Origin of the sequence: Bacteroides sp. B1-V-101, from assembly GCF_023656585.1 — a bacterium.
Lineage (GTDB): Bacteria > Bacteroidota > Bacteroidia > Bacteroidales > Bacteroidaceae > Bacteroides > Bacteroides thetaiotaomicron.
On the sequence record NZ_JAMOKH010000008.1, the window covers coordinates 95,556 to 121,925 of the forward strand.

Consider the following 26,370-nt stretch of genomic DNA (forward strand, 5'->3'; position numbering starts at 1 on the left):
ATATCAATTATTTTAATTCTATCTTCTTTGCAAAAACTAATCGGACAGGGCCTATCAAACCCGATTCCAGCAAAGGTGAATCTTTCCGATAATGTTTCCAGGTAGTGAATGCTACTCTTCCCCCTTTCGGCTTATTCACACCATTCTTATACCAATCCGGTAATTTTTTGATAGCACCACGACTCAATGCGGCAATACCATTTATACCACCTCCAGGTACATATTCATTCTCTTCCGGTAGTTGTTCATCACCAATCAAACGATTAGTCCACTGATTGGTTACTTTTATTTCCAATGTATTTTTGCCCGGCTTTAATACATCAGTAACATCAATCGAATACGGACGAGCCCACAAAATCCCTTTATTCACTCCATTGACAATCACTTCTGCCATCACCTCTACCGCTCCCAAATCAAGAAAGACAACTTTTTCATCAGACAATATAGAAGCCTTTATAACAAAGTCCGTCATATAGGTAGCTGTACCTGAGAAATACTTAACTCCTTCGTCTTCGTGTTTATGCAGAGAAAATAGTTTAGGCAGAGTAATCTTCTCTGGTGCCCCACAACCATCAGGAAAAGTAATCTCCCATTTCTGATTGAGCATTACGGGAGTTCCAACTTTTTCAACCTTTATTTTCTTCTTTACACCATCCGATGTTATAAAATCATAGTTTCCATCATGCCAAGCCAGCAGAAAACGATTATCTGCGTAAGGCACCCAATTCAAGGCTCGTTCATCTGCCTTTTTTACATATCCTTCAGCTGCCAAACGGGAAATTTCCTTGTTCGATAACACTCTCTGAAATAATACCGGAACAGACATATCTCCATTATAATAAGAGGCTCCTTCTTTCAAAGTAGTAGGATTCAACCCCGGATGAATTGTCTGCAGAGATCTCGTTTTATAAGTTACATACTCACCATTTATATAAATATGCGGAGCACCCTCTTTATATACCAAGCAAATATGGCTCCACCCGGAAATCGGCTTCTCTACTGCCATCTTAAACTCAGGGTATCCTTTTGCATTCTCCCACACAGCAACTCCGTTTCTACCTATAGCCATTCCACAAGTAGCATGTCCTGTGCCATATAGCAATTCCCCATGCGACGGATAGATAGCATAATATTCTGTCCAGGGATATGATATATATCCCATTGGATTATCCGTATTCAACATAGCATCCGATTCCGGTTTTACCCATAATGATATCGAGAAATCATCTTTTACACCAAAATATTTAGCCTGTTCCTGCTCTTCGACAGAAACAACTGAAGCATCCACCAGACACTCACTATCTTTATAAACAGAACGAATAGCTGTCTGTTCAGGAAGATCTGAACGAAATACAACAAAAACAGAACCGTATTCATCCAACTGGATAGGAACAGAGGTCATTCCTTCATTTTTCTGATATACCAAAGCACGTGACCTTTCGCCTGTTAGAGGATTCCAGAATTCCGGAACTTTTCCTTCTACACGAAAGTTACAAATTATGTCTTCCGGAGTCCGTCTCTGATTAGTTACAAAGTAGACATCCGTATCTCCTATTTGTCTATGAATATACCGTATCGGAGCACTATTCGGATTATCTCCAACTTCAAAGTCTGGTTTTAACTGAATCTGCCTGAATACCTGATTCAAATTCAAAGAGATTTCCCAAAATACTCTACCTTTTCCAATATTACGGTCTATCATTGTAGCCATATTCTTTCCCCATAATTCATCACAAAGCTGTTCGAATTCTTTTTCCTCTGTAATAGAATAAGACTGCAATCCCACAGTCTGATGAGGACGGGCACCAACAATAACCAAGCCCTGCTCTACCATCTCCCGAAGTTTCCTCAACAAACCCAATGTAATATACGACTGTTCTTGTAGAACAAGAATGCGGTAACTCATCCCATCCGGAAGTCTTAACCGTCCCTGTTCTATCCATGCTCTATTCAGCAGGGTTTCCGTATTCATCAGATCATAGTCATATCCTTCCGGTGGCACCGGGTTCAATTCATTACGGTGTACTTTAGTATAGCCCACAACATTATCCCCCGTAAAGTATGCCAGATCAGCAACAAATAAGCCTTCTTGCAAGAGAGTTTGACAACGATTCAGATAATCCATCCAAGCGCGCGCCGGTTCCCACCAAGTGTTCGTCCGGTCGAAGTGTATTCCCCAAGGTCCTAAAGTCATAGCAGGAACAGCATTTGAATGAGGCTGCATCGCGTAACGATGAACTACCATCCGGTTAATTCCCTCTGTAAACGCCTTATCACCAACAGCCTTCAATGCAAACGGATATTCCTGCCATCGCCCCGATTCCGGTTCAGAAGTATATGCCTCGGCACCTACTACTTTCTGTCCATTGATATGGGCAATAGAAGATGCCAATTTAGCGGTACGACGCATCATCAAATTGTTTTGGAAAATAGCGGATAGCCCATTCCAAAACTCTCCCATCACTCCATCCACTCGCGAACCTATCTGTAATTCTTCCATCGGTCCGCGATCATAAGGCTCACAATACGATACCAAACCATATTGATTACATAAACTCCTGAACTCACCATAATAGTTATCAGCCAGTAAATCAGCCTGTATACGACGAATATCCCATAAAAAGCGTTCTGTTATCTCTTTACTTCCTACAATTTTACCAGTCATAGCCGGCAAATATCTAATCAAATCGTATCCGGTTCTCTCACAGAATTCATCCTCAAATCCCGATGTCCAGTTCTGCATACCGACCTCCCAACTATCTATTTCCAAACCGATCTGAATTTGATGAACATATGGTTTGATTAATGGATATAACAGGTCCATCATCTTATTAAAATGAAGTTGAATAGCCTGCTTACTAAATTTATCACATTCAAGTCCCACACCTGTATCCGGAGCCGCACAATTCTTTCTTCCCGTAGAAGTATGTCCCATACGAATGATCGTCCAATTTCCCGAAGGTGCTTCCCAACTCAAACATCCGTTTGAATCAACCTGTTTAGTTAAATCAATCACATCCTCCGGATGAATAACTTGTTCTTTATCATACTCCCGTATATCAATCAGACCTTTATGATTGAAAACACTATTATTTAGTAATTGCCAATCAGAAAAACCTATTGGCTTTCCATTCCTAAAAGAAGGAAAAGCCAATATAGCAACATCTTTATAATATCCTAACTCCATAGCAGGCTGAGGCAACAAAGTATCTATCTGCTCTCCTCCCACCACTTCTATCTCACTCCAAGTTAATTTCTGCATTGAATATTCAGGAGTAATCCAAGGTCCTCCACTCGATGACCATCCCGGACAATTATGCATCACATAATCGATCCCCAAACGAGCAGCTTCTTTTACGGCATGTGCTTTTAACTCTGACCATTCCGAACTCAAATAAGTAACAGCCCCCTTCGGAATACCTGTGCCTCCTTCTAAATTAAAGACACCTCCTACTCCGATACGATGCATAGCCTCTAAGTCTTTGGTAATACCTTCCTTTGTTATATTTCCATTCATCCAGAACCAATATGTATAAGGACGGGCAGTCGAAGAAAGCTCAGTAAAGTCTTTTTCAAGATCAACCATTGATTTAGCTTTCACTAAATGAGTAGTCCCCGAAGGTAAAGGTAGTTTCTCGCCTACCGAGACAGGTTTACCGAAACAAGGAACACCAGATGCATCAAAAGTGAACTTCTGTAGACGGATATCACGTTTCCAACCAGGTGTTTTCTCTCTTTTCGAATGATAACAGATATAATATTCCCTATCATCAGGTGAAGTTGTAAAGCTAGCATGTCCAACTCCAAGCACTTGATTAGTTCCCTCAAATGCCGGCTTCTCACTCTTAATCCAACTCTCTGGGTCTAAGAGGTCTGCATCCGAATCTTTCAGACGCAAATAAGATAGTTTATATGTATCCAGCCACGACTGACCACACGAATAAACAATAAATACATCTTTCTCATGCTTCAATATTTGCGGTCCCTCATTCAATGGCAGTTCTCCCTGTTCATAATAACGATCCGGTGAAGATATTTTCACTCTTCCGGAGGCCATAGTCCAGGGATTTAGCATTTTGGCTATGTAAAGGTGTTGCTGAGTTTTGTCAGTTAATTCATTACCTTCCCAACCAGACCAGACTGCATATAGTTGTCCTTTATGATCCAACAAAGTCATATCAATCGCCCATCGATTATTTTCCCAATCCCCTAGAGCATCACCTGTAAACAGCATTCCTTTATCAACATACTTCCCCATTGCATCTGATGTAACGGATTCCAACACACCTGCTTTCTGATGAATGAAAGGAGGACCACTATATCCTGCGGCATAATAGATATACCATTTACCTTTCCAAAAATGAAGTTCAGGCGCCCAAACACAAGTTGAGTTCCATTGTCCTTTCTCTGGTACCTTCCATACACGCACTGGAGGATTTATCTTATGAAGATCACGCGAACGAGATACTCCTATACCACCCGGGACCCCACTACAATAATAATACCATCCTTCATGCTTTATCACCCAGGGATCAGCACCCGAAGATAGGATCGGATTTGTATAATCACCATCATGTTCTTGTCCATAGACCATCGTCGAACAGATAATCATTATTATCCAAAAAGATAATCTTTGTATCATTTAAAATAAGATTTTCAATTCAGCTTTTCTTTTAAAATATCTCTTTTATAGCGCACTAAAGCCTCAACATAATAATAATCGGCATAGGTTAATGGTACATCAACTTCTGCCTTACCTGGATTATTACCTACAGAATGCTTTAGGATAAAATTGCAATTTGTGCCAGGCTCCGCCAAATATTCCGGCGAAGAAAGGGTTTTCAACTGTGTTTCTGCAACAGAGAGACATTGCTTCGAAAAATCCCCTTCTGTATACAGACTGAGTTCAATAAAAGCAGAAGCCATCAATGCACCAGCAGAGGCATCGCGAAGTTCATTAGGTATATTAGGAGCATCAAAATCCCAATATGGAATCTTATCTTCAGGCAAACGGGGATGATTTATTATGAATTTAGCAACATTGATGGCATGCCGCAAATACTTCTCCTGCCCTGTTTCACGATACATCATAGTATAGCCATACAATGCCCAACCTTGCCCACGCGCCCAACATGACTCATGTGCATATCCCTGACAAGTATTCTTCTTTTCCGGTAAACCGGAAATAGTATCATAAGAAATTACATGATATGAGCTATAATCTGATCGGAAATGATATTTCATCGTCACATCCGCATGTGACTTAGCTATTTCCTCAAATTTAGGATCATCAGAGTTCTTGGAAGCCCACATTAACATCTCCAGATTCATCAAATTATCAATAATTACCGGATACTCCCACACCTTCTGATTCCAGTCCCAAGAACGAATGCAACCCACCTGTGGACGAAAACGGGTACTCAACGATTCAGACCCCTGCAATAATGTCTTTCTATAATCATCATTACCTGTCAAGCGTAATCCATTACCAAAGCTACAATACAACATAAATCCCACATCATGATTATCAGTAGTATATTTCTGGTTTTCTATCCGTTTTGTATAGTTCTCAGCATACATTTTCAAAGAATCATTGCCATTCACCTCGTACAGATACCATAATACACCGGGAAAAAAGCCACTTGTCCACCAATTGGATTTTGATGTCATCAACTTACCATCCTTGCCGATTGTACGAGGTAGTTTTCCTTCTTCATTCAATAAATCCTCAGCCATAAGCTTTGACTGTACAGTTGCCGTTTGTAAACTGTTATTCACGAGAGTACTCATTTCGCTTTTCGGAGTTGAACAACTACAAACTGTCAAAAGCAAAAGAGATGCAATGATAGATGAACTTACTTTCATTTATATATTCTTTTAAATTATTTCTATAATTGAGATTTCCGGATCTTAATCTGAGCCTCAAGTTTATCTCTTTCTCTACTCAAATATGGGCAATGCACCTTGTTTTCATTCTCCGATGCATCCAATTGGCGATCAAATATCATCCGGGCTACAACCGAATCTCCTTGCAGCCATATAGTGCTACTATATTGCTCCGAAACAATATTATACCCACCTTTCCACTGAATAAAGGCGTATTGTTTTGTCTTTTTCCCACTGTCTTGCAAAATAGGCACAAAACTCTTTCCCTGTAATTGGTCCTTAGGCATTGGCACTCCACACAACTCGCACAAAGTTGGATAAATATCGACAAATTCTACAATTCCTTTTGCTTTGCCACCTCTACAATGAGGAACACGAACAATCAACGGAGCACGAGTTGCATGATTCATTAGATTATGTTTTCCCCAGAATCCATGTTCCCCTAAATGCCAACCATGGTCACCTAATATTACCACTATTGTGTTCTCAGACAGTCCCAAACGATCAAGTTCGTCAAGTATCAGACCAATCTGTGCATCAATATAACTCACACATGCATAATAGCCATGCTTAGCTTCTCGCTGGAAAGTCTCATCTTTAGTTGTAACAAATTTCCCATACCCACGAATTTCACCGGAAGAAGTAACCTGTTTAGGTAAAGCTTTCGGTCTATAAGGATTTTGGGCGAGGTGTATTTCTTCTCGCCGATATAAATCCCAGTATTTTTTGGGAGCATTGAAAGGCAAATGCGGTTTCCAAAAACCGCATGCAAGAAAAAACGGTTTTTCCTTTTTATGCAAACGCCTTAAATCCGCAATTGTCTTTTGCGCCACTCTACCGTCTATGTAAGTTGTATCAGCAACATCAGCCGACTCACAGAAAGGACCTCGTAAAGTTTTAGGATGAACATAACGGGAAGACTCTTCATTCTGCCATAATTCCCACTTGTTATATTCAGCCCAATCCTTACCATATCCATCAGGATGCACTCTCCATGGAGCTTCCGACCAACTATCAGCATGATCCGTTATATTATGAAATACTTTTCCATTAGAAACGACATAATATCCGTTCTTCTTAAAGCATTCCGGAAGTGAAAGAGCCTCCGGACAATCTTTCTCCGCACTGGCATCAAACGCAGTAAAACGATTCGGGTAACGAGGATACATTCCTGTAAACAGACTTGCCCTGGAAGCCCCGCTTACAGGAATGTTACAATATGCATTCTGAAAGACCGTAGCATACCTTGCCAAGCTATCCAGACGGGGAGTCACAATATCTTCTATTCCATAACATCCCAATTCAGGACGCATATCATCGGCAATAATAAGCAAAACATTCATCTTATTATTCTGTCCATGGAGATGAACAGAAGACGACAAAACAATCACACTTACAAAACAAAAAGATTGAGTGTATTTCATAGCCACATCCTCCAGAATACTAAAACTATATCATTTAAAGTTTACCCCTTCGAAAGAGAATTTATTTTTAACATCATTCTTATATTCCTTCAGATAGGGAGAATAAGTTTTTACTCTGACTTGCTGTTTCTTCACGTCTATATCCACAATACGCAAGAAACCGGTTTGCCCTCTGTTCGTCCCTTTCACTCCATCTTGAAAATTGGCTAACATCTGAAACACTTTATTACCATGATCACCTATACTGACTAAGGTCCCAACACCGCTATTCAGTACATGCCCACTGAATACAAAAAGAATATTAGGATATTTACTAACCAACTTATCCCACATTTGCTCACCGTTATTCACCGCATTTTCACCGGTATCTTTGCCTAAACCGTATTTCTGCGGCAGCCAACGATCGCCTTCTCCCATACGTGTATCATCCGAGTACATATATGCATGCGTATTGATAATCACCTTATGATGCGGATGTTTCTTCACAATCTCACCTGCCCAGTCAAGCACACTAGTACGAGGTCCAAATTCCAAACAAAGAATCAGCCATTTCAATCCGGCAGCCTTGAAAGTATACCACACATTATCCATTTTCCCTTCTTCAAATGCACCACCGAAATTTCTCGTCTTACTGTATTTATCATAAGGAAAATATCGATTGAAGAGTTCCGAATCTCTTTTATTCGAATTTTTACCTAAATCGTGATTTCCCATTACAAAAGCATAAGGAACTTGGTTGTCCATAGTATTCAAAGCGGCAGCTGCAACCTCCCACTCCTTATCGACATTGTGATCAGTCATGTCCCCCTGTTGCAAAACAAAGTCAATACTATCTGCATGATCTATTGCCCATTGAGTTTGCGATTTTAAAATATCGGGATAAAGCCGTGAATAAGTTTGTATATCCGGCAACAAAACCAGTCTGACCTGTTTTTGTGTTTTACAACCCGAGAAAATAAAAACTGCCGTAGTCAATAAAGCTATCCATTTCATTTGATTTTTCATCTGTTTCTACTCTTTATTCAACTTTCTCAGAAGTTTATTTAGTTACATCTACTTTCTTTTCAATACTTCCCTAAGATTTAATCCTAGTTTTTAATAGAACCGTCCTTCTTTATATCTCGGCTCCCACTCCATATTTTGACTGAGGACCATTCTTCAGGTTTGGCCGTCCAAAACTCATCATCCGCTTGCAAACCTAAAGGTAGAAAAATAAACGTACACAGATAATTACTGCCTGTGGATACATATCTATCGGCTATCTCCGGTTGATGTCCACAGAATCCCAAGTTCAACCATCCGTCTTTATCAAATGTTCCCTTAATTAACTGTCTTTTCATCACCTTAGTCAATGCACAGCGTACCTGTGCTGGTTTGATATGTTCCGGTAATAATTTCATCCAGGAAACTTGAGCTAATACCTGAAAAGCCCCAAAACGATATCCCATCGACCTGCCCAACACAGGATAAGTACCTTCCGGAGAGATCATCTTTTCTTGTTGATCGGCATAACGGATCAATCGTTGTAACTGTACATCATAAAAATCGGCTCCTTCAACTTCATGCTTCTTCATAACTGACAATACATCTATCAACATAGGCTGGATCACATAACTATTATAATAATCCAGATGGAAGTTGCGTCCGTCACCATACCAGCCATCTCCTTTGTACCATTCTTTATGTCTTTTTAATGCATAATGAATCGGGTTCAATTCACATTCACCTGTAAATTCCAATAGAGCAGCCTCAATTGTAGCAGAAAACATCAACCAGTTAGATTCTGAGGCTTTGATTCTACGGGAAGCTTTCAGTTCTTTGATAATTCTCTCCTGAGTCACTTTATCCAACTTCGGCCAGATCTGATCCTTCGAACGTAATAACCCCTGTGCAAAAAAAGCCGCATCTACCAATGGTTGTCCACCAGGTCCATCAAAACGCATATAATCCGGAGAATCCGGATTCACAGCATTGGATATAGATTTCACCACCAGGTCAGTATATTTAGCACGGAGTTGTCCTTCTTTCGTGCCATCAGGAGGTAAGTTTAACCAAGCAGAAATGCCATTAAAGGAACGCCCTAAAGCTTCCAAATGTGTTACATTCTTTCTAGTATTGCCATTATTCAATCCATCAAAGGTTTCAACAGGCATGTTCTTTCTCAGAGTATTCTGACTCAAGTTTGTATAAAAAGGATCAATGATTTTAATCATTGTCTTCACCCAGTATTCACGGTCCTTGCCCGGTTTTGCCTGAGCAAAACCGGTAAACAATAACTGGACCAAATATAATAATATTACTACTTTACGCATTCTTTCTATCCTCTTTATTTAATTTCAAATTCATCCGATTCACTATAGAAATAATCGATAGCAGTTTCTTCCGGCAAATAAACAGAACGATAAATAATACGATCGCCTGCAAAATCATCTATCTTAATCTGCGTCTCGGGTGCTTTCAGAATCACCGTTTTATCCCCTCCATCAATGCTCGTATAAGTAATTTCGGAACCAAAGAAAGTCGGTTCAAGCGAAGCTGCAAAAGTAATGGTCAACACATCGTTTTTTAAAACTGCCGTCTTTACTTTTGTATTAAACAACAACTTCTCATAAACATCACCATATACAGTACAAGGAACTTCTGACATAATAGAAGAATTACCATGAGTATCATATGTGCAAACTTCAAATACATACGAACCTTCCGCCAAATCCTTCACTATAACCTGTGTTAGACCAGCCTTATCAGTTAATTGTAATTCAGTGGACCTCGTTCTGTTTTCCCAGAAGATTTTAGCTGTTTTAGCACGTGGATCAAGCAACTTCTGCCACTCAAGCATAGCTCGGTTACGTCCGGCATACGCTTTCAACGAATCCACTTTTCCTATATAAACAATAGGTCCTTCTTCAATAAACTCTTTATATGTTGCATCCATGCCATCACAAGACGCCAAAGTACCTATAAATAAAAATACAAGAGCAAAATTCTTAAATAGTCTCATAGCATTATTTCTTTTTACTTATTACTAATTATGCTTTGCACCGAAGAATGTTAGTTCGTGAAGATGCATGTAGCGTGTATTTCCCCAAGTGTTATTCGTCCTGAAACGAATGTAACGAACAGCAGGAGCATTATCCGGAATAATAAAATTCTCACCATTCTTTGCAGCTTCCTGATCTTCAGCTGTTAGAGCATCATTAACACCACCACCTGAAGGTTTCACTGATTCATATTCTGATAGCAATACCCACGAATCATCAAAGCTTCCATCCGGATTCGGATTAATACTTCCCCAAATTTCAAAATGTTTCGGATGACCAGCCTTGAACGTATTGCCATATTTACCCGGATAATAACGTGAAACCATCACAAAACGACTTAATTTATAATTCTCTCCCATATCAAAAGTAAACCATTGAGGCATTACCGTTGTCGTCTTAGTCTGAAAGCAGGGGTCTGCATCTGTTATTCCATCCCAAAGTCGTGTCATATCATTCCCTTTTGTGACCTCATTCCATGAATGGCATTCATAAGAGTCGGTCGGTAAAGCCATCTTTCTGAACAAAGACTTATCACATTGTTCTTCATAAAGAGGAGTTTCAGTTACATACAATGTATCCGAAAGGTGCCCCCATCTATCCCTGACAAATATACCAAAATCTGTAGTAACAGCATCAAGACCACGTACATAAAAATCTCCACCTTTAGCTTCAGTATAATGCATATATACCTGTGTCCAAATACCCTCTGCTTGTTTTTTTATAACGCCCAGTCCAAGTTTCGCTTTTTCCGGATTATCAAAATTCACTCTGATACCGCCAAATGTTTCGGCAGAAACCAATGTTCCACGAACTTTCTGATAAGGAGGTGTATCAGGATTCACTTTCACGACTAACGGAGAAGACACAACCTCACCATAACTAACAGAATAAAGCTCAATATCATATTCCCCCTTAGTCGGGAAACCTTCCACTACCAAAGAATCTGTGTAGAAAGAAGCATTAACTGTGCGGACCATGTTATCAACCTTATAACTGGCCCTAACATATTTCAGATTCTGATCATCCGGTAAGTCATAATAGATAATTGCCGCACCAGGCAGATTCTTTACCGTTGCGTTCAACACCTGTGCCGGAGGCGTTGTACTTCCTGCCGGTTCATTCAAATCAGCATTATCAGCACAAGCAGCTAAAGCCACTCCTATATAAAGCAAACCATATTTATATAATTTCTTCTTCATAACGTCTTAAATTTAAAGTTTACCACCCATAATTCTGTACCAGATTTTTATTCGAATATAATTCTCTATCTAATATCGGCCAGAAATAGTTTCTTATTCTGAATTCTTGAGCATAAATCAATTGTTCTGTATAGTAATCCTCATTTGTACTATATTGAGTATTCCATCCTGTAATAGGCTTATTTTGTTCCTGATATGCCAACTTCCATCGACGCAAATCCCAGAACCTCTGAGCTTCAAAGGCTAACTCAATACCCCGTTCTTGCTGGATAATCTCACGTCTGCCGTCTACTGTTTCATATTTCTTGTTATTCGTGTATGTATCCCAACTCTCTTCTACTCCTTCCAAACCTGCTCTTTCTCTGATCAAGTCGACCCAGGTCAGAACATCTGTTTTAGAAGCACCACTCTCATTCAAAGCCTCGGCATACAACAAGTATAAGTTTCCTAATCTCATCACTGGGAATGGATAAGTAATCTTGGTAAACCCACTAGTCTGTCCTACAACACTTTTAAAGTGAACTAGTTTTTTAGGCCATATACCAGTTTCATTCCATGAGTTTGATATCTGATTAGCAGCAGACTGTCCTTGCTTACATTGTACATAAATCGGCTTCGTTTCATCCGTTACACCCTGACCGAACCAAACTGCACCGTCAAATCCTAAACTTGCATAGTAGCGAACTTCTCTGTCAAAATTGATACTGGCTGTTGTATATCCTTCTTTTATAAAGTATTTATCATCAGATGTTGCCTTTCTCAATTCTAAGCGATCATCATAGTTCCAGGTTTTATCTTCCGTGATAGGTACTCCATTTTTTGTGTAGAATAAATCAGCTATTTTCAGAGGAACAGCCAGATTACCACCAACACTTGCATTCCCTTCTTTTCCTGGTTCCAAACCGCGTGGAATCGCATGATCCTGCAATTGACCGATAATACTATTTGAATTAGCCCAGATAATTTCCTGATTCCATTTCTCTGTTACAATATTACGGATATTCATTTTTGCCCGTGTCTGATCAGATATAGTGTACTCAAGAGAAGTATATTTATATAAATCATGTCCCTGAGCCTTTAAAAATTCAATAGCTTGTTTACATGCTTCTGCTGCATCTATCCAACGTTGCTTCTTATCTTGTTCCGATTTGTTAGGATTAAAGATCTCAATGCCCCTTGAATCGGTATATCCTTTATAATCCGCGTTTCCATTAAATAAAGGACTGGCAGCAGTTACCATCACCTCTGCTCTTATAGCCATTGCAATTCCTTGAGTAATTCGTCCCAGTTCTTCCGCCTCATTCATTATCTTATCTGGTAAATGGTTGCTGTCGATAATTTCAGTCAATGTGTTAATCACATAATCAAAACATTCATCTATTGTATTTCTAAAGACCTTTACCTCTTCTTCACCAGCATTCACCGGAATATTCTGGTCCATAATAGGAATCGGACCATACATCCTGATCAACCAATAATGATAATAGGCTTTCAGAAAACGCACTTCAGCCGCCCAACGATCCTTTTCAGCCTGTGTCATATCAGGCACCTTCTGGATATTCTCTAAAAAAATATTACAGTCACTGATTCCCTGATATAAAGACTTGTTGTTTTGCTGATCGGCTCCCGTCCAGTAATCACAACGCGGTCTTGCCGAACTTTGCATATTATGTGAAATATACCAGGCATGCACGTGTGCTGCACTACGGAAAGACTCCGTAATATACAATTCATCACCACCGGCAATCGCAGGATTTGCCTCCAATAGTCCATGAGCTGGAAGATAGTAATAACAGGTAAACAGATATTTCTCTGCTTGCGCTCTCATTGTAAATGCATTATCGATTGTGGCGATATCATCCGGAACGATATCCAGAAATGAATCACAGGAGGATAAAACGATAATCAAACAATTCAATATTAATAATTGTAATTTTTTCATTTTATATCAGATTTAGAATGTTAAATTTAGTCCAACATTATATACTCTCTGCACAGGGTAACCTAAACCGGCACCTGCCATTTCAGGATCCCAAAGTTTAAACTTGCTGAAGCACAATAAGTTGTTTCCTGTAACATAGAATCGAAGATTCTTAATACCGACTTTATTAGTTACCTTTTCAGGAATCGTATATCCGATTTCTAACTGTTTCAGACGCAAGAACGAACCATCACGCATGAACCATGTGCTCGTTTTACTATTATTTTCAATAGAAGTCGGGCTTAATCTCGGCCACACAGCATACGCATCTCTATTATCTTCCGACCAATGACTATCTGCAATAAACTTAGCAAGTGCATTATGGCCTACCCTATTTCCTACAACTTTCGTATCAACTGTATTAAAATACGGAGAAACATTATTATAGTCAATCCAGAATGATTCTCTGGCCAATCCTTGGAAGAATACAGATATATCCCAATTCTTATATCCATAAGATGCACCAAAACCATATACAATTTCCGGCTCTTTCGGATATCCGATAGGTACTTGGTCGAGATCAGTAATCTTTCCGTCCTTATTTACGTCACGATATTTAATATCACCCGCACCATATTCTCCGAATTGTACAGGAGAGTTAGCCACTTCGTTATCGTCTACAAACAAACCTTCTGCAATATATCCCCAAGTTTGATTGGTAGGATAACCGACTTTTTGTTTCCACCATGCTCCCGGATATTCATAGTCTTCGTACACCATATATTCGCTAGTTGCATAAGTAAAGTTTCCTCTCAACTGCAACCATGATTTGTTTGCAAAATATTTATTATAGTCCAGTGATAAGTCAACGCCACTTCCTTTAGCTTCACCTAAGTTTGCATAAGGCTGCACCCAAAGTCCCATAGATGCCGGAATAGAAGCGCGTTGCTGCAAAATACTCTTACGGCGTTCTGTATAGTACTCGGCTGTCACATTCAAGTCATCAAACAGAGTAAATTCAAGTGCAAAGTTGGTCTTAGCAGATTTTTCCCATGTAATTTCAGGATCAGAATAACGTTTCACTGAGATACCATCACGATGATAATCAAAGTTATATCCGAAATTTGCTCCATATTTACTATCATTCATGTTAATATCGGACAGATACAAGAAACGCCCACTTCCGATAGCATCATTACCGACTATACCATAAGAAGCTCTCAACTTCAATTTGGACACAACACTCTTAAACGGGTCCCAAAAAGATTCATTTGAAACAACCCATGCCAGACCAGCAGAAGGGAAGAAGCCAAATCGTTTACTTTTGTGGAAGCGTTCAGAACCATTATAACCAAAGTTGAACTCTGCAAAATAACGATTATTATATGCATAAGTAAAACGACCGGATAAACCGACATTGCGATAAGGCAAAGATGCCTGAAGCGAGCCTGCATTTGGCTGAAGATTATTTCTCAACTGATAAACCAACAATCCGCCTACTCCGTGTTTTCCAAAGTCACGATTATAATTCAATGCTGCTTCAATATACATATTAGCTGTAATGCTTTTACCTCCCGGATCATAAATCAAATACTCCGAACCTTCATCCGGATTGATAATATCGATAGCATAATCACCAGTCAGATAATCATAATTAGTCATCTTATAATAATACGGATTCAGCTTACGTGAAACATCATAACTGGAAATACGGGAAGTATTGAACAATAAGCGGGCTGATAAACCTTCTGTCAAGAATTTCAAGTCTTGCTTTACTTCAAACTGTGCACTCAGGTTAGAACGTCCTGATTCTTTATATCCCCTTACCATTTCTGCATATGGATTCAGATACTGTCCATTTTCAGCATTACCAAACAAAGTATGCTTAGTGTATGCATGAGCCTCATCTTTGGGATATTTGGCAGGAAACAATACCGGGTTACTTTTCATAATCAGATTATACATGGCAGAACCACCATACAATGGACCATTATAATCATCAAATACACCACTTAAACGTACAATCAATTCTGTAGTTTTAGTAGCATTAATATTCACATTAGAGCGAAGAGTATAAACTCTCTGTTTAATGTTATTATTAAAATTGCTATTCTTATCAACCTCCAGAATACCATTATCCTGACTATAGGAAGCTGCCACATAATAACGTGCCACATCGCCACCACCTGTAATATTCAAGTTTACACGCTGGTTCATCGTAAAGTCCTTCAATAATTCCTTTCTCCAGTCCGTAGCCGGATAAATCACAGAACCGGAGCCAGGTACAGTATTGTCTATTTTCTCTTCGGAGTACATCAACGGCGCTAACGGATTACGTGTCAAATAGGCCTCATTGTGCAGACGCATATAAGTAACAGGATCTGCCAAGTCAATCTCCTGAGTTGGAGCAGATATTGAGTTCTCAACTCTCAAGCTTAATCGCGCCTTACCTTTCTGACCTTCTTTCGTCTTGACCAAGATAACTCCATTCGCACCACGAGCACCGTAAAGCGCTGTAGCAGTAGCATCTTTCATAATAGAAAAACTAGCGATATCATCAGGCTGCAAACGAGCTAAGTCAGTAGAAGTCAATTCAATGCCATCAATTAAAATTAAAGGGTCCTTTTTATAACCGAAAGTAGTAACACCACGAACGAAGAAAGAAGCATCATCTACACCGGGCTCACCTGTTCTTTGATAAGAAATCACACCTGCAATACGCCCGGCAAGTGCATTGGTCAAGTTACTCGACGGTGTTTTCAGTTCTGCAACTTTTACCGTTGAAATAGCTCCGATAACGCTTTCCTTTTTCTGTGTACCGAAAGCCACAACCTCAACTCCCTCCAACATCTGGGAATCTTCATACAAGATTGCATTTATCGTTGTTTCACTCCCTACTGTTTTGGTCAGTTTCACATAACCTACATAACTAAATTCCAGAATAGCGCCTTTAGAAACGTTAGCCAATGTATAATTACCATCCAAATCAGTCACGACTCCGGTAGTCGATCCCTTCACCAATACAGATGCACCAATAATAGGTTCTCCATCTGTACCCAAAACCTTACCTTTAATCGTCATTCCTTTCTTTTGCTGCTGAATAGTCTGAATATCGTCAGCAGCATACACAACAGATACAGAAAGAAAAGAAAAAGCTGCCAGACATACGCCGGCGATCCATAGCCGCCTTTTCAGGCATGCACTTAAATCTCTTGTTTTTGTTTTCATAATTATTAATAAAAAGGTTATTTCATTTTCAACATTTCAATACCAGCCATCAGGAATGCACCTACACCATACACTTCGGTCATGTCTTTAGTGACTTGTTCAGGAGCAGCGCTGACGGGCTGAACATATCCAAGCATGCCATCTTCATGGACATAGCTCTTCAATGCTTTCCATCCCTTTTGAGCAGCTTTCTTGTACTTCTTACCTTTCAGTATCCCCTGATTAATTCCCCATCCCAAACCATAGACAAAGAACCCGGAAGCACTGTTTTCCGGCGAAGGATACGATTCGGGATCAAGCATACTCGCATGCCAAGAACCATTCTTATCCTGACATTTGATGACGGATGAAGCCATCTCTTTGTAGATATTCAGATAATAATTATAAGTCGGATGCTCTTTGGGAAGTGTTTGTAATAACAAAGGCAGTCCGGCAAATACCCAACCATTACCCCTCCCCCAAAACACTTTCTCACCGTTCTTCTCCTTTTTCGGGATGTACCTTCTGTCCCGGTAGTACAATCCTGCATCAGCGTCATATAAGGAATCTGTAGCTTCTCTAAACTCACGATCCATAAAATCCAGATAGTTTTTTTCAGGATACAGTTTGTTCAACTGTCCATAGACAGGGGGAGCCATAAATAAAGCATCACACCATGACCAACGCTCCGACCAGTTTTTTGCACCTAACCATAAACGAGCTTTCGAAGGCTTAGCCACTATCGAATCTACTCGTGCGATAGTAGGCTGAATCATTACCGGATCATGATACTTCTCATACATACGGATATACATCTGTGCTATCACAAGATCATCCGCATGGTAGAGTCTTTTCAAGAATCCCCAACGATGCTTTTTCCCTATCTGCATCAGAAAGTCATAATAGCGGGAATCTTGTGTGTAGTCTGCCCATTCCACCATGCCACGAAACAAAACTCCATTGGTCCATGCAAGATCATGATGCTTTACTTTCGTCTGATGATCTATCTGCCACATGGCAACTTTGTCGATTAATGCGCGGTCCTGGTCTTTCTTACTTCTAGCATCAACAGTCGTAAAGACTGCAAACAAGGTTAAAATCAAAATTAGTGTCTTTCTCATAAGTATAATATATAGTTTTGCTATTTAGTTGTTATTTTAAAGAATTGCAAATCTCTGTGTTCATCTTCTTCAATTTTGACTCATCGAGTTTTATCACTTTACGGTCATAAGTCATTAAACCATTTACTTCGACTTCAACATCAGTAGTTTGTGTATAGACAGCTGCAGAAAATCCACGGGAAATCATATCTTTCAGTATTCCGGCATATTTCAGATATTCTGCTGTAGCTTCTGCGGAAGTATTGAACTGGATATATCCCCAATTACGATTCGGCTCCCAGAGATGATCTTTCAACACCAGTCCGATACCTCCGTATTCGCCTAAAACTGTAGCCCTTTGCGCATCATACAGAAACATCTCCGGTCCCGGATAGTGATGTAAATCAAGCATATCACCACATGTATAATGATTCCCTCCACTTGCCGGATTTACCAATCGGGAAGGGTCATATTGCTTTGTCCATTCGGCAATTTCCTGTGTCTTGAATTGTCCCCATGCTTCATTGAATGGTACCCAAGTACCAATACAAGGATAAGAATAAAGACAATCAATCACTTCCTTCCATTCTTTACGATACGTCTCTTCCGATTCAGCAGAACGAGTCAACTCCGTTCCCTCAAAATATTTTCGGTTTTGCCACTCCGGGCTTTTATCTCCACTAGGCATATCCTGCCATACGATAAGCCCTATCTGGTCACAGTAAGTATACCAACGTGCAGGTTCTACTTTGATATGTTTACGAATCATGTTGAAACCAAAATCCTTAGTTTTCTCAATGTCATAGCGTAGAGCTTCATCTGTAGGAGCCGTATATAATCCGTCCGGCCACCATCCCTGATCTAAAGGACCAAACTGGAACAAGTCTTTATTATTCAACTGTAAACGCACAATACCATGTTCATCTCTTTTTATCGAATACTTGCGCATAGCAACATAGCTTTTTATCTGATCCACCAGTTTCCCCGCAGAAATCAAAGATACTTCCATCTGATACAGGAAAGGACTATCCGGCGACCAGAGCTTTGCATCAGCAGGCATGGGAATCTCAACCGGCAAACCATTTATAGAGGTTCCCATAGCCACCAGATGCTTTCCATCAAACACTTTTACCTCCAGCCTATCCGACTGTCTATTGCTATCCGTTTCAACTTTTACCTTTATTTTATTTGTATCTATGTCGGGAGTTGTCTTTATACCTGCAATATAATGCTCGGACACCGGTTCCAGCCACACAGTCTGCCATATACCGCTTACCGGAGTATACCAAATGCCACGAGGGTTACTAACTTGCTTTCCCCGAGGTTGAAATCCTTTATCTGTAGGGTCCCAGACTTTAACAGTCAGGGTATTCGTTGATTTCTCCAAAGCTTCAGTCACATCAAAAGTAAACGGAGTAAAACCACCGGTATGTTCACCTACTTTTATATTGTTTACCCACACTTCAGTTTTCCAATCTACTGCGCCAAAATGGAGCAATACTCTCTTGCCTCTCCAACTGGAAGGAATATTAAATGCACGTTGGTACCATAATTCTTTTTCCATCCCCAAAGTTTTTCCTACACCGGAAAGACTTGATTCAATAGCAAAAGGAACTAATATCTTTCCATCAAACGTAGTCGGAGCAGATTGTCCTAAAGGTAATACGGCATAGTTCCATAGCCCATTCAGATTCTGCCAATCCGAACGTTCCATAATAGGACGCGGATATTCCGGCAATACATTATTCACATCGACCTTTTCTGCCCAAAAAGTTCTGATTTTATCTCCCGCAGGTTTCCACTGCGCCAATAAAATTTGAGAAGAGAATAAAAGAGCTGTACCCAAAAGTGTTAAATGTTTGATCATATATAATTAGATTATTGTTTCGACTGATTGACGCAGACAAAATTAGCGGATGAGATAGTTTTTGGGTAATATAAATATCCCAATAAATCGCAATAATGTCTCAAATAGAAGAAAGAATAGCAAATCTATACCAAATGAAACAGGAATGAGATAATTGTTTCATATACCACATAAAAGCACATAAAATATTGCAATAAAAAAAGAGGCAGATAAGCTATATATACGCAATATGCAGGATCTATATGCCCTGTACATTGTGTATATATGCGCAATGCAACGGGGATATAGATCCTGCATGTACGAGATACTATCTAACCGGCAAAGTCTTTAGGCAATACTCCAAACTGTTTCTGGAAACATTTAGAAAAATAGGAAGGCGAGTTAAAACCTACCATATAACAAATCTCATTCACACGCCCATTCCCCTCTTTCAATAATTGGGCAGCTCGTTTCAACCTTTCCAACCGCAAGTATTCATTCGGGCTCAGATCAAGTACTCCTTTTATTTTCCGATAAAAATTAGAGCGACTCATATTCAATGAATCGATTATATCATCCATACTAAAATCAGGATTATGAAAATTACCCTGAATGATTTCATTTAGTTTTTTCATAAATTCTTCATCAGCTTTTGTCAAAGCCATCGTATTGGCCGCAACAAAAGGCGATTGTGCAAAAGCCTGACGCAATTTCTCACGACTATTAATCAGATTAGCGATGCAAGCCTGTAGATATTCAACAGAGAAAGGTTTTTCAATATACGCATCTGCCCCTAATTCCAATCCCTCTATCTTAGATTGAATATTTGTTTTAGCAGTAAGCAGAATCACCGGAATATGACTATAATCCAGTTTAGACTTAACCACCTTGCACAACTCAAATCCATCCATACGAGGCATTACAACATCACTTACCACCAATGTGACTTCCTGATTATCCAGCACTTCCAATGCTTCCAATCCATCTTTTGCAGTCAAAACGATGTAATTATCTTCCAATTGGCGAACAACAAAAGACAGCATATCCTGATTATCATCCGCTACCAGTATCACAGGCCTATTTGCCTTACTTTCCCCCTGTTCTATCCGACGTTCTACCGTTTTACTCTCTTCCACAGATTTATGTTCTGAAGCTAGTTTTATCACACTATCCTGTTCTACAGGCAGCGACAAACAAAAAACATTAGCTTCTTCACTTTCCAACATCGTCAAGTTTCCTCGATGCAATTCAGCCAATGAACGCGAAAGAGCCAATCCAATTCCCGTTCCGGTAGTAACTTTACCATCTTCCTTCTCATTAAAGCGAACAAAAGGTTTAAAAATCTCTTCCTTCATTTCATTCGGGATAATTACTCCGTCATTCACAGAACGAATATAAAACATCTTATTTTCTCCCGTCCCATTTATTTCCAAGTACACATGCACATACGTTTCTGCATATTTCACAGCATTATTCAGCAGATTACTAACAATTTTAGTAAAAGCCTCCTTATTTACATGAGCATAGAAATCCTGTACTGGTACATTTAGAATGAAATCCAATTCTCTTTGCTTCGCCAGAGAAGTAAAACGTTTATGAGTTTCTTTCAATACCTCCGTAATATTACATTCAGCAAAGTTCAATCGGAAACCCTGACTCTCCGTCTTGCGGAAATCCAACAATTGGTTCGTCAGACTTAGTAGCCGTTCTGTGTTCTGCTTCATTATATTCAAGTCTTCACGCGTCTCCGAGTCCACTGACTTTTTCAAAAGAATATTTTCCAACGGACCATTAATCAACGTCAAAGGAGTACGTATCTCGTGCGCTACATTGGTGAAAAAATCTATTTTGGCATTATACACTTCCCGTTCCTTTTCCTGCTCAAATTTTTCCATTTGACGACGATGCTTTCTATTGGTGCGACGCTTAAAATAAAGAACCAAATAGACAGAACATCCAATAATCAAAAGTACATAAATGCAATAAGCCCAAACAGAAAGATAAAAAGGAGGTAGAATCTGGATACTTAACGAGATTTCATTACTATTCCATACCCCATTGCTATTGGCGGCCTTTACCCGAAATATATAATGACCATAACGCAGATTAGAATAAGTTATCAGCGGGCTTTCGCCTACAGATAGCCACTCATCGTCAAATCCTTCTAATTTATACTTCAATTTATTCATTCTCGGAGCTTGATAACCTAGAGCTGAAATACGAAAAGAGAAGGAGTTCTGATCAGCCCGAAGTACTATCTTATCAGAGAAAGTTATACTCTTTTCCAAAGGAGAATTTGGCTCATCTGCATACACTTCCTTATTAAACAACAGAAAATCAGTTATTACTACTGTAGGAAGATTCTTATTCTCTGAGAAATCTTTAGGATTAAAAGCAATAAAACCGTCAATTCCCCCAAAGTAAATCATTCCATTCTCATCTTCAAAACTAGAGCGATAGTTGAACTGATCTCCCAACAAACCATTCGCAGTAGTATACACTTTCATAGCCTCAGTATTTGGCTGGAAACAAACCAAACCATTATTAGTTGTCAGCCATAGCTGCCCTTCTTTATCTTCTACAATCTGATAAACAACATCACTAGGCAATCCATTAGTAGAGTTATAACTCGTAAAAGTCTCCGACTCCGGATGAAATATACAGAATCCTCCCCCTTGAGTCGTCAACCAAATTTGACGATGGGAATCTTCAAAAACACTCGATACTTTATTATATGGAAGACTTGTATTATCTTTATCATCATGCACATAGTTCTTCCACTTCCGATCGTTCACATTATAACAATATACTCCGTTAGCATAAGTTGCCAGCCAGATATTACCGGCAGAATCTTCTTTTATATCATATATAAATTTCCCGTTTAGTTCCGGTATGCGATCAAAGTCATCCGATTGCTTATTGTATCGTACCAACCCAAACATAGTTCCCAAATAAATATCACCTGTAGCTGTTTTACAGATTGCAAAAATACTATTATCAATCAAAGAACGGGGAGAATCATTTTTTTGATATGTTTTTAAAACAACACCTGAACGGGTGTCTATCACCTTTAGCCCCTTAGAGAATGTACCTACCCAAAGTTTATCATCCACTAAACAAAGTCCATGTATATTCGTAAATCCTGCACTAGGAGCAAAAAAAGAAAAGTCTTTCGTTTTCAGATTGAAACGATTTAATCCACCATCCTCAGTACCAATCCATAATATACCTTGACTATCCCGACAAAATTCACGTACCCGCTTACCATGCAGACTATTTTCTATTCCTTTCGGATAATACTTCTCAAAATAAGTATACGAACGAGGATAATAATTTACTCCTCCAAAATATGAGCCAATCCATATCCCATCTTCACGGTCCTTACAAAACGAATAAATAGCATTGTCTGATAAAGAATAAGGATCATATTCGGAACTACGCAAATGCGTATACTTTTCCGTACGAAGATTATAAATATAAACACCTGATTCCGTCCCTATCCACAACTCATTATCGGTATATACAAGTAGAGTCCGACAATAAATAGACTCATTGTTTTCGTCTTTCAGCAACAAGTCCCTCAATTTGCCCGAAGTCAAATTCAGTTCTTTCACCCCTCCTTTTAAAGAACTGATATATAAACAATTGTATGCCCCTGATACTATTTTACTAACAACATCATCATTATAAGTTTCTTCATTATCAACAGGTGACAGATAGGGGTGAAGAGTTTTCAAATTATCTTTCGAATAAAATAGTCCATCTCCGTAGAATCCAATCCATATAGTACCGCTATTATCAACTGTCAAACATTTCACGTTAGTAGAAACCAATGAATGTTCAGTCAAAATATAGTTTCGTAAACTTTGTTCTTTTAAGTCATAACAAAATAGATTTTGCGCCTCTGAAGCTATCCAGATACGTCCTTGTTTGTCCCCTGAAATCATGGCAACAGCCCGTTCTATCCTTGTATTTTTATCACTTAATTCTACGAAATGACGAAAAGTATCTTTTTCAGGATAATAGATATATACTCCTACATCTGTCCCTACCCATATATTTCCCTCGACATCTTCATAAAGAGAAGTCACAAAATTATTGCCGAGACTTCGCGGATTGGTTCTATCATATTTAAAATGCCGGAACGATACGCCATCATATCTGTCCAATCCATCTTTCGTGCCAAACCACATAAAGCCTTTCGAATCCTGCAAGATAGCACTTACTGTGTTTTGCGACAATCCATTCTGGCTACTAAGGCTTTTAAAATAATAATGTTCATCTATCGTTTGTGCACGGCAAATAAGTCCAATTATCAAAGCAACAAACGTTATAATAATTTTCTTCATATATTCAGTTTTATAAGGCTCCTTTATTCAACTAATCAAATGTAGACAAAATAACAACTGAATAATAGAAAATATGTCCCAATGAATAGAAAAATAGTCCTATTTTTCTATTCGGATACGCGCATCCACCGCTATAACCGCCTTCTCAGTGGCCAGGAGCGGGTTTATGTCCATTTCTTTGATTTCTGTTGCAAACCGGAGCAAGGTAGACAAACGAACGATAATTTCAGCAAATTTATCCTCGTTTACTCCCTTTTGTCCACGGGTTCCCTGGATAATTTTATAGGCGCGTAAGGAGCGAATCATTGAATAAGCCTCCTCATAAGAAAGGGGTGCCAAGCCGGAAGATACATCTTTCAGGACTTCCACAAAAATGCCGCCCAAACCGCAGAGTACCACGTGCCCGAACTTTTCTTCATATTTTGCACCAATAAAAAGTTCTGTGCCTTTGAGCATAGGTTGAACCATGATCGCTTTTGCATCGGGAATCTGCATCATACGGTCAAATTCAAGTGCCAGATGCTGTTCCCCTTTAATGTTCAGTACTACACCACCGACATCCGATTTATGCACAGGACCTACTACTTTGGCTACTACCGGGAATCCACATCGACGGGCAAAATCCACGACTTCCTCCTTTTTATTGGAAACAAATTCATCGACCAATGAAATACCGGCTGCGTGCAGCAATGCCTGCACATAATGAGGTTCGATATATCCATTCTCCGGGATGGAATCAATGATACGACGGATTCTCGGTACATCGACTCCGAACAGTTCAATCTCAGGCACCGCCGGTTTCGGGGCGTTGACAATGCGAGACAGTGCAGTTCCCAAAGTCACTTCGTCGGAAAAGTTCACGTGTCCTTTGGCAAGGAATGCCGCCACTTCCGCTCCTGCTGTATTGATGGAGGGAAGAACAGGGAATATAGGTTTGCGGCAGGTCTGCATCTTTTCATGAAGGACATCGTACATTTCAAACATGGTCACCAGTCCGGGTGTGCCAAAGATAGCCAGGATAGCATCTATATTGTCTAATTTTTCTTCGCAATAGTCGATGCAGATACGCAAATGATCAGGTGTACCGGTGGCAAGGATGTCAATCGGATTTCCTACGGAAGCTCCGGGGAAGAGTTGGGCTTTCAGTTCTTCCGCTAGTTCACCTTCCAGCTTAGGGACATTCAGTCCGCCTTTGCTCAAGGCATCCGTCAGCATTACTCCCGGACCTCCGGCATGAGTAATGATGGCAAAGTTTTTCCCTTTCAGTTCGGGGAGGGTGAAAATACAACCAACGGTAGTCAGCTCTTCGCGCGAAAAGCAACGCACAATCCCGGCTTTACGGAACAGCGCCTCTACAGCCGAATCGGAACTGGCAATCGCTCCTGTATGTGAAGAAGCCGCCCGGCTCCCGCTCTCCGAACTTCCTGCTTTTATCGCTGCAATCTTACAGCCTTTCCTTATCAATGAAGAAGCATGGAAGAGCAATCTGTCCGGATTATGAATACTTTCAATATAGAGTAACTTGATACGGGAATCTTTCTCCGGATCAAAGTTCTCGTCCATAAATTGCAGCACATCTTCCACACCAATCTGCTTGGCATTTCCTACCGACCAGACAGAATTGAACTGCAACCCTTTTGTCACCGCACTTTCAAGAATAAAGACTGCAGTAGCACCGGAGCTGGAGATCAGATCGACTCCTTTTGAGTTCAAGTTCGGAATAGGTTGGCTGAAGACGCTATGATGCCATGTATTCATCAGTCCGATGCAGTTCGGACCAATCAGTGAAGCACCATATTTGTTGACACTTTCCAGTATACGTTCTTCCAGCAGTGCTCCTTCGTGTGTCTCTTCACCAAATCCGGCAGAGAGTATGATAAACGCCCGCGTCTGCTTCTCGCTTGCCAGTGTCTCTACTATATCCGGACACATCACAGCCGGAACAGCCAACACAGCCAGATCGGTATCAGGCAATTCTTTTACATCTGCAAAGGCAGGAACTCCCTGCACTTCTGTCTCCTTCGGGTTCACAGCCCGGAGTTCTCCCTGATAACCTCCGTTTATCAGATTCTTCAATATAGCGCCACCCGGCTTATGTACATTATTCGAAGCCCCTACTACAACTATACTCTCGGGACGAAGCAACTGGGTTGTTATCATATCATACACTGGTTTTCGTTTAAACTAGGATACAAATATATTCTTTCCTGCGAGAAAAAAGAAAGAAAAAGAAGAGAATTATGGGTAGAAGCCCTTAAAAACAGATGAAAACATTTGGGTTATTCTATCATAAGCTAACTTTTTGGTCAATTCATACTCATTTACTACGTTCCTCTCATTCTATAAGTTCATCCTGATATTAATTGATGGTCTTTTAGTCAACTTTTTAAAGAATAG

At 39.8% G+C, this 26,370-nt stretch carries 13 protein-coding genes; all 13 read right to left on the bottom strand.

Annotated elements, in window-relative coordinates; genetic code table 11:
* Positions 1-7: 7 nt before the first annotated feature.
* Positions 8-4,642 (bottom strand): glycosyl hydrolase, encoded by a 4,635-nt coding sequence (locus NBH01_RS08460; RefSeq protein WP_234141152.1) that lies wholly within the window; start codon positions 4,640-4,642, stop codon positions 8-10.
* A gap of 14 nt (positions 4,643-4,656) precedes the next feature.
* Positions 4,657-5,865, bottom strand: coding sequence for a glycoside hydrolase family 88 protein (locus tag NBH01_RS08465; RefSeq protein ID WP_008767198.1), 1,209 nt, complete (start codon positions 5,863-5,865; stop codon positions 4,657-4,659).
* A gap of 23 nt (positions 5,866-5,888) precedes the next feature.
* Positions 5,889-7,310, bottom strand: coding sequence for a sulfatase (locus NBH01_RS08470; protein WP_008767199.1), 1,422 nt, complete (start codon positions 7,308-7,310; stop codon positions 5,889-5,891).
* Between the two features lie 30 nt (positions 7,311-7,340).
* The gene (locus NBH01_RS08475; protein WP_008767200.1) at positions 7,341-8,315 is read right to left on the bottom strand and encodes a metallophosphoesterase; all 975 of its coding nucleotides are present in this window, start codon (positions 8,313-8,315) and stop codon (positions 7,341-7,343) included.
* An 83-nt stretch (positions 8,316-8,398) separates the two neighbouring features.
* Positions 8,399-9,622 (bottom strand): DUF2264 domain-containing protein, encoded by a 1,224-nt coding sequence (locus NBH01_RS08480; RefSeq protein ID WP_151209422.1) that lies wholly within the window; start codon positions 9,620-9,622, stop codon positions 8,399-8,401.
* Positions 9,623-9,636: 14 nt separating this feature from the next.
* Entirely contained in the window at positions 9,637-10,311 is a 675-nt protein-coding gene (locus NBH01_RS08485) for a DUF4998 domain-containing protein (RefSeq protein WP_008767202.1), read from the bottom strand.
* A gap of 24 nt (positions 10,312-10,335) precedes the next feature.
* Entirely contained in the window at positions 10,336-11,550 is a 1,215-nt protein-coding gene (locus tag NBH01_RS08490) for a DUF5000 domain-containing lipoprotein (RefSeq protein WP_008767203.1), read from the bottom strand.
* A gap of 19 nt (positions 11,551-11,569) precedes the next feature.
* Positions 11,570-13,492 carry a RagB/SusD family nutrient uptake outer membrane protein gene (locus NBH01_RS08495; RefSeq protein ID WP_250700065.1) on the bottom strand — a complete coding sequence of 641 codons (1,923 nt, stop codon included), beginning with the start codon at positions 13,490-13,492 and terminating at the stop codon, positions 11,570-11,572.
* Positions 13,493-13,504: 12 nt separating this feature from the next.
* A complete protein-coding gene (locus tag NBH01_RS08500; RefSeq protein ID WP_008767205.1) occupies positions 13,505-16,699 on the bottom strand; it encodes a SusC/RagA family TonB-linked outer membrane protein in 3,195 nt (1,064 codons plus the stop codon).
* Between the two features lie 17 nt (positions 16,700-16,716).
* Positions 16,717-17,799, bottom strand: a complete 1,083-nt coding sequence (locus NBH01_RS08505; RefSeq protein WP_008767206.1) for a glycoside hydrolase family 88/105 protein — start codon at positions 17,797-17,799, stop codon at positions 16,717-16,719.
* Between the two features lie 31 nt (positions 17,800-17,830).
* Complete coding sequence (locus NBH01_RS08510) at positions 17,831-19,645, bottom strand: glycoside hydrolase family 2 protein (RefSeq protein ID WP_008767207.1); 1,815 nt, start codon at positions 19,643-19,645, stop codon at positions 17,831-17,833.
* 311 nt (positions 19,646-19,956) lie between these two features.
* Positions 19,957-23,973, bottom strand: coding sequence for a hybrid sensor histidine kinase/response regulator transcription factor (locus NBH01_RS08515; protein ID WP_225720672.1), 4,017 nt, complete (start codon positions 23,971-23,973; stop codon positions 19,957-19,959).
* Positions 23,974-24,072: 99 nt separating this feature from the next.
* The gene (locus NBH01_RS08520; RefSeq protein WP_225678834.1) at positions 24,073-26,133 is read right to left on the bottom strand and encodes an acetate--CoA ligase family protein; all 2,061 of its coding nucleotides are present in this window, start codon (positions 26,131-26,133) and stop codon (positions 24,073-24,075) included.
* Positions 26,134-26,370 lie beyond the last annotated feature (237 nt).

What these genes read in the sequence shown, in the direction of transcription:
- NBH01_RS08460 (WP_234141152.1), bottom strand. Translation starts at nt 4,642, where the DNA reads ATGATACAAAGATTATCTTTTTGGATAATAATGATTATCTGTTCGACG.
- NBH01_RS08465 (WP_008767198.1), bottom strand. Translation starts at nt 5,865, where the DNA reads ATGAAAGTAAGTTCATCTATCATTGCATCTCTTTTGCTTTTGACAGTT.
- NBH01_RS08470 (WP_008767199.1), bottom strand. Translation starts at nt 7,310, where the DNA reads ATGAAATACACTCAATCTTTTTGTTTTGTAAGTGTGATTGTTTTGTCG.
- NBH01_RS08475 (WP_008767200.1), bottom strand. Translation starts at nt 8,315, where the DNA reads ATGAAAAATCAAATGAAATGGATAGCTTTATTGACTACGGCAGTTTTT.
- NBH01_RS08480 (WP_151209422.1), bottom strand. Translation starts at nt 9,622, where the DNA reads ATGCGTAAAGTAGTAATATTATTATATTTGGTCCAGTTATTGTTTACC.
- NBH01_RS08485 (WP_008767202.1), bottom strand. Translation starts at nt 10,311, where the DNA reads ATGAGACTATTTAAGAATTTTGCTCTTGTATTTTTATTTATAGGTACT.
- NBH01_RS08490 (WP_008767203.1), bottom strand. Translation starts at nt 11,550, where the DNA reads ATGAAGAAGAAATTATATAAATATGGTTTGCTTTATATAGGAGTGGCT.
- NBH01_RS08495 (WP_250700065.1), bottom strand. Translation starts at nt 13,492, where the DNA reads ATGAAAAAATTACAATTATTAATATTGAATTGTTTGATTATCGTTTTA.
- NBH01_RS08500 (WP_008767205.1), bottom strand. Translation starts at nt 16,699, where the DNA reads ATGAAAACAAAAACAAGAGATTTAAGTGCATGCCTGAAAAGGCGGCTA.
- NBH01_RS08505 (WP_008767206.1), bottom strand. Translation starts at nt 17,799, where the DNA reads ATGAGAAAGACACTAATTTTGATTTTAACCTTGTTTGCAGTCTTTACG.
- NBH01_RS08510 (WP_008767207.1), bottom strand. Translation starts at nt 19,645, where the DNA reads ATGATCAAACATTTAACACTTTTGGGTACAGCTCTTTTATTCTCTTCT.
- NBH01_RS08515 (WP_225720672.1), bottom strand. Translation starts at nt 23,973, where the DNA reads ATGAAGAAAATTATTATAACGTTTGTTGCTTTGATAATTGGACTTATT.
- NBH01_RS08520 (WP_225678834.1), bottom strand. Translation starts at nt 26,133, where the DNA reads ATGATAACAACCCAGTTGCTTCGTCCCGAGAGTATAGTTGTAGTAGGG.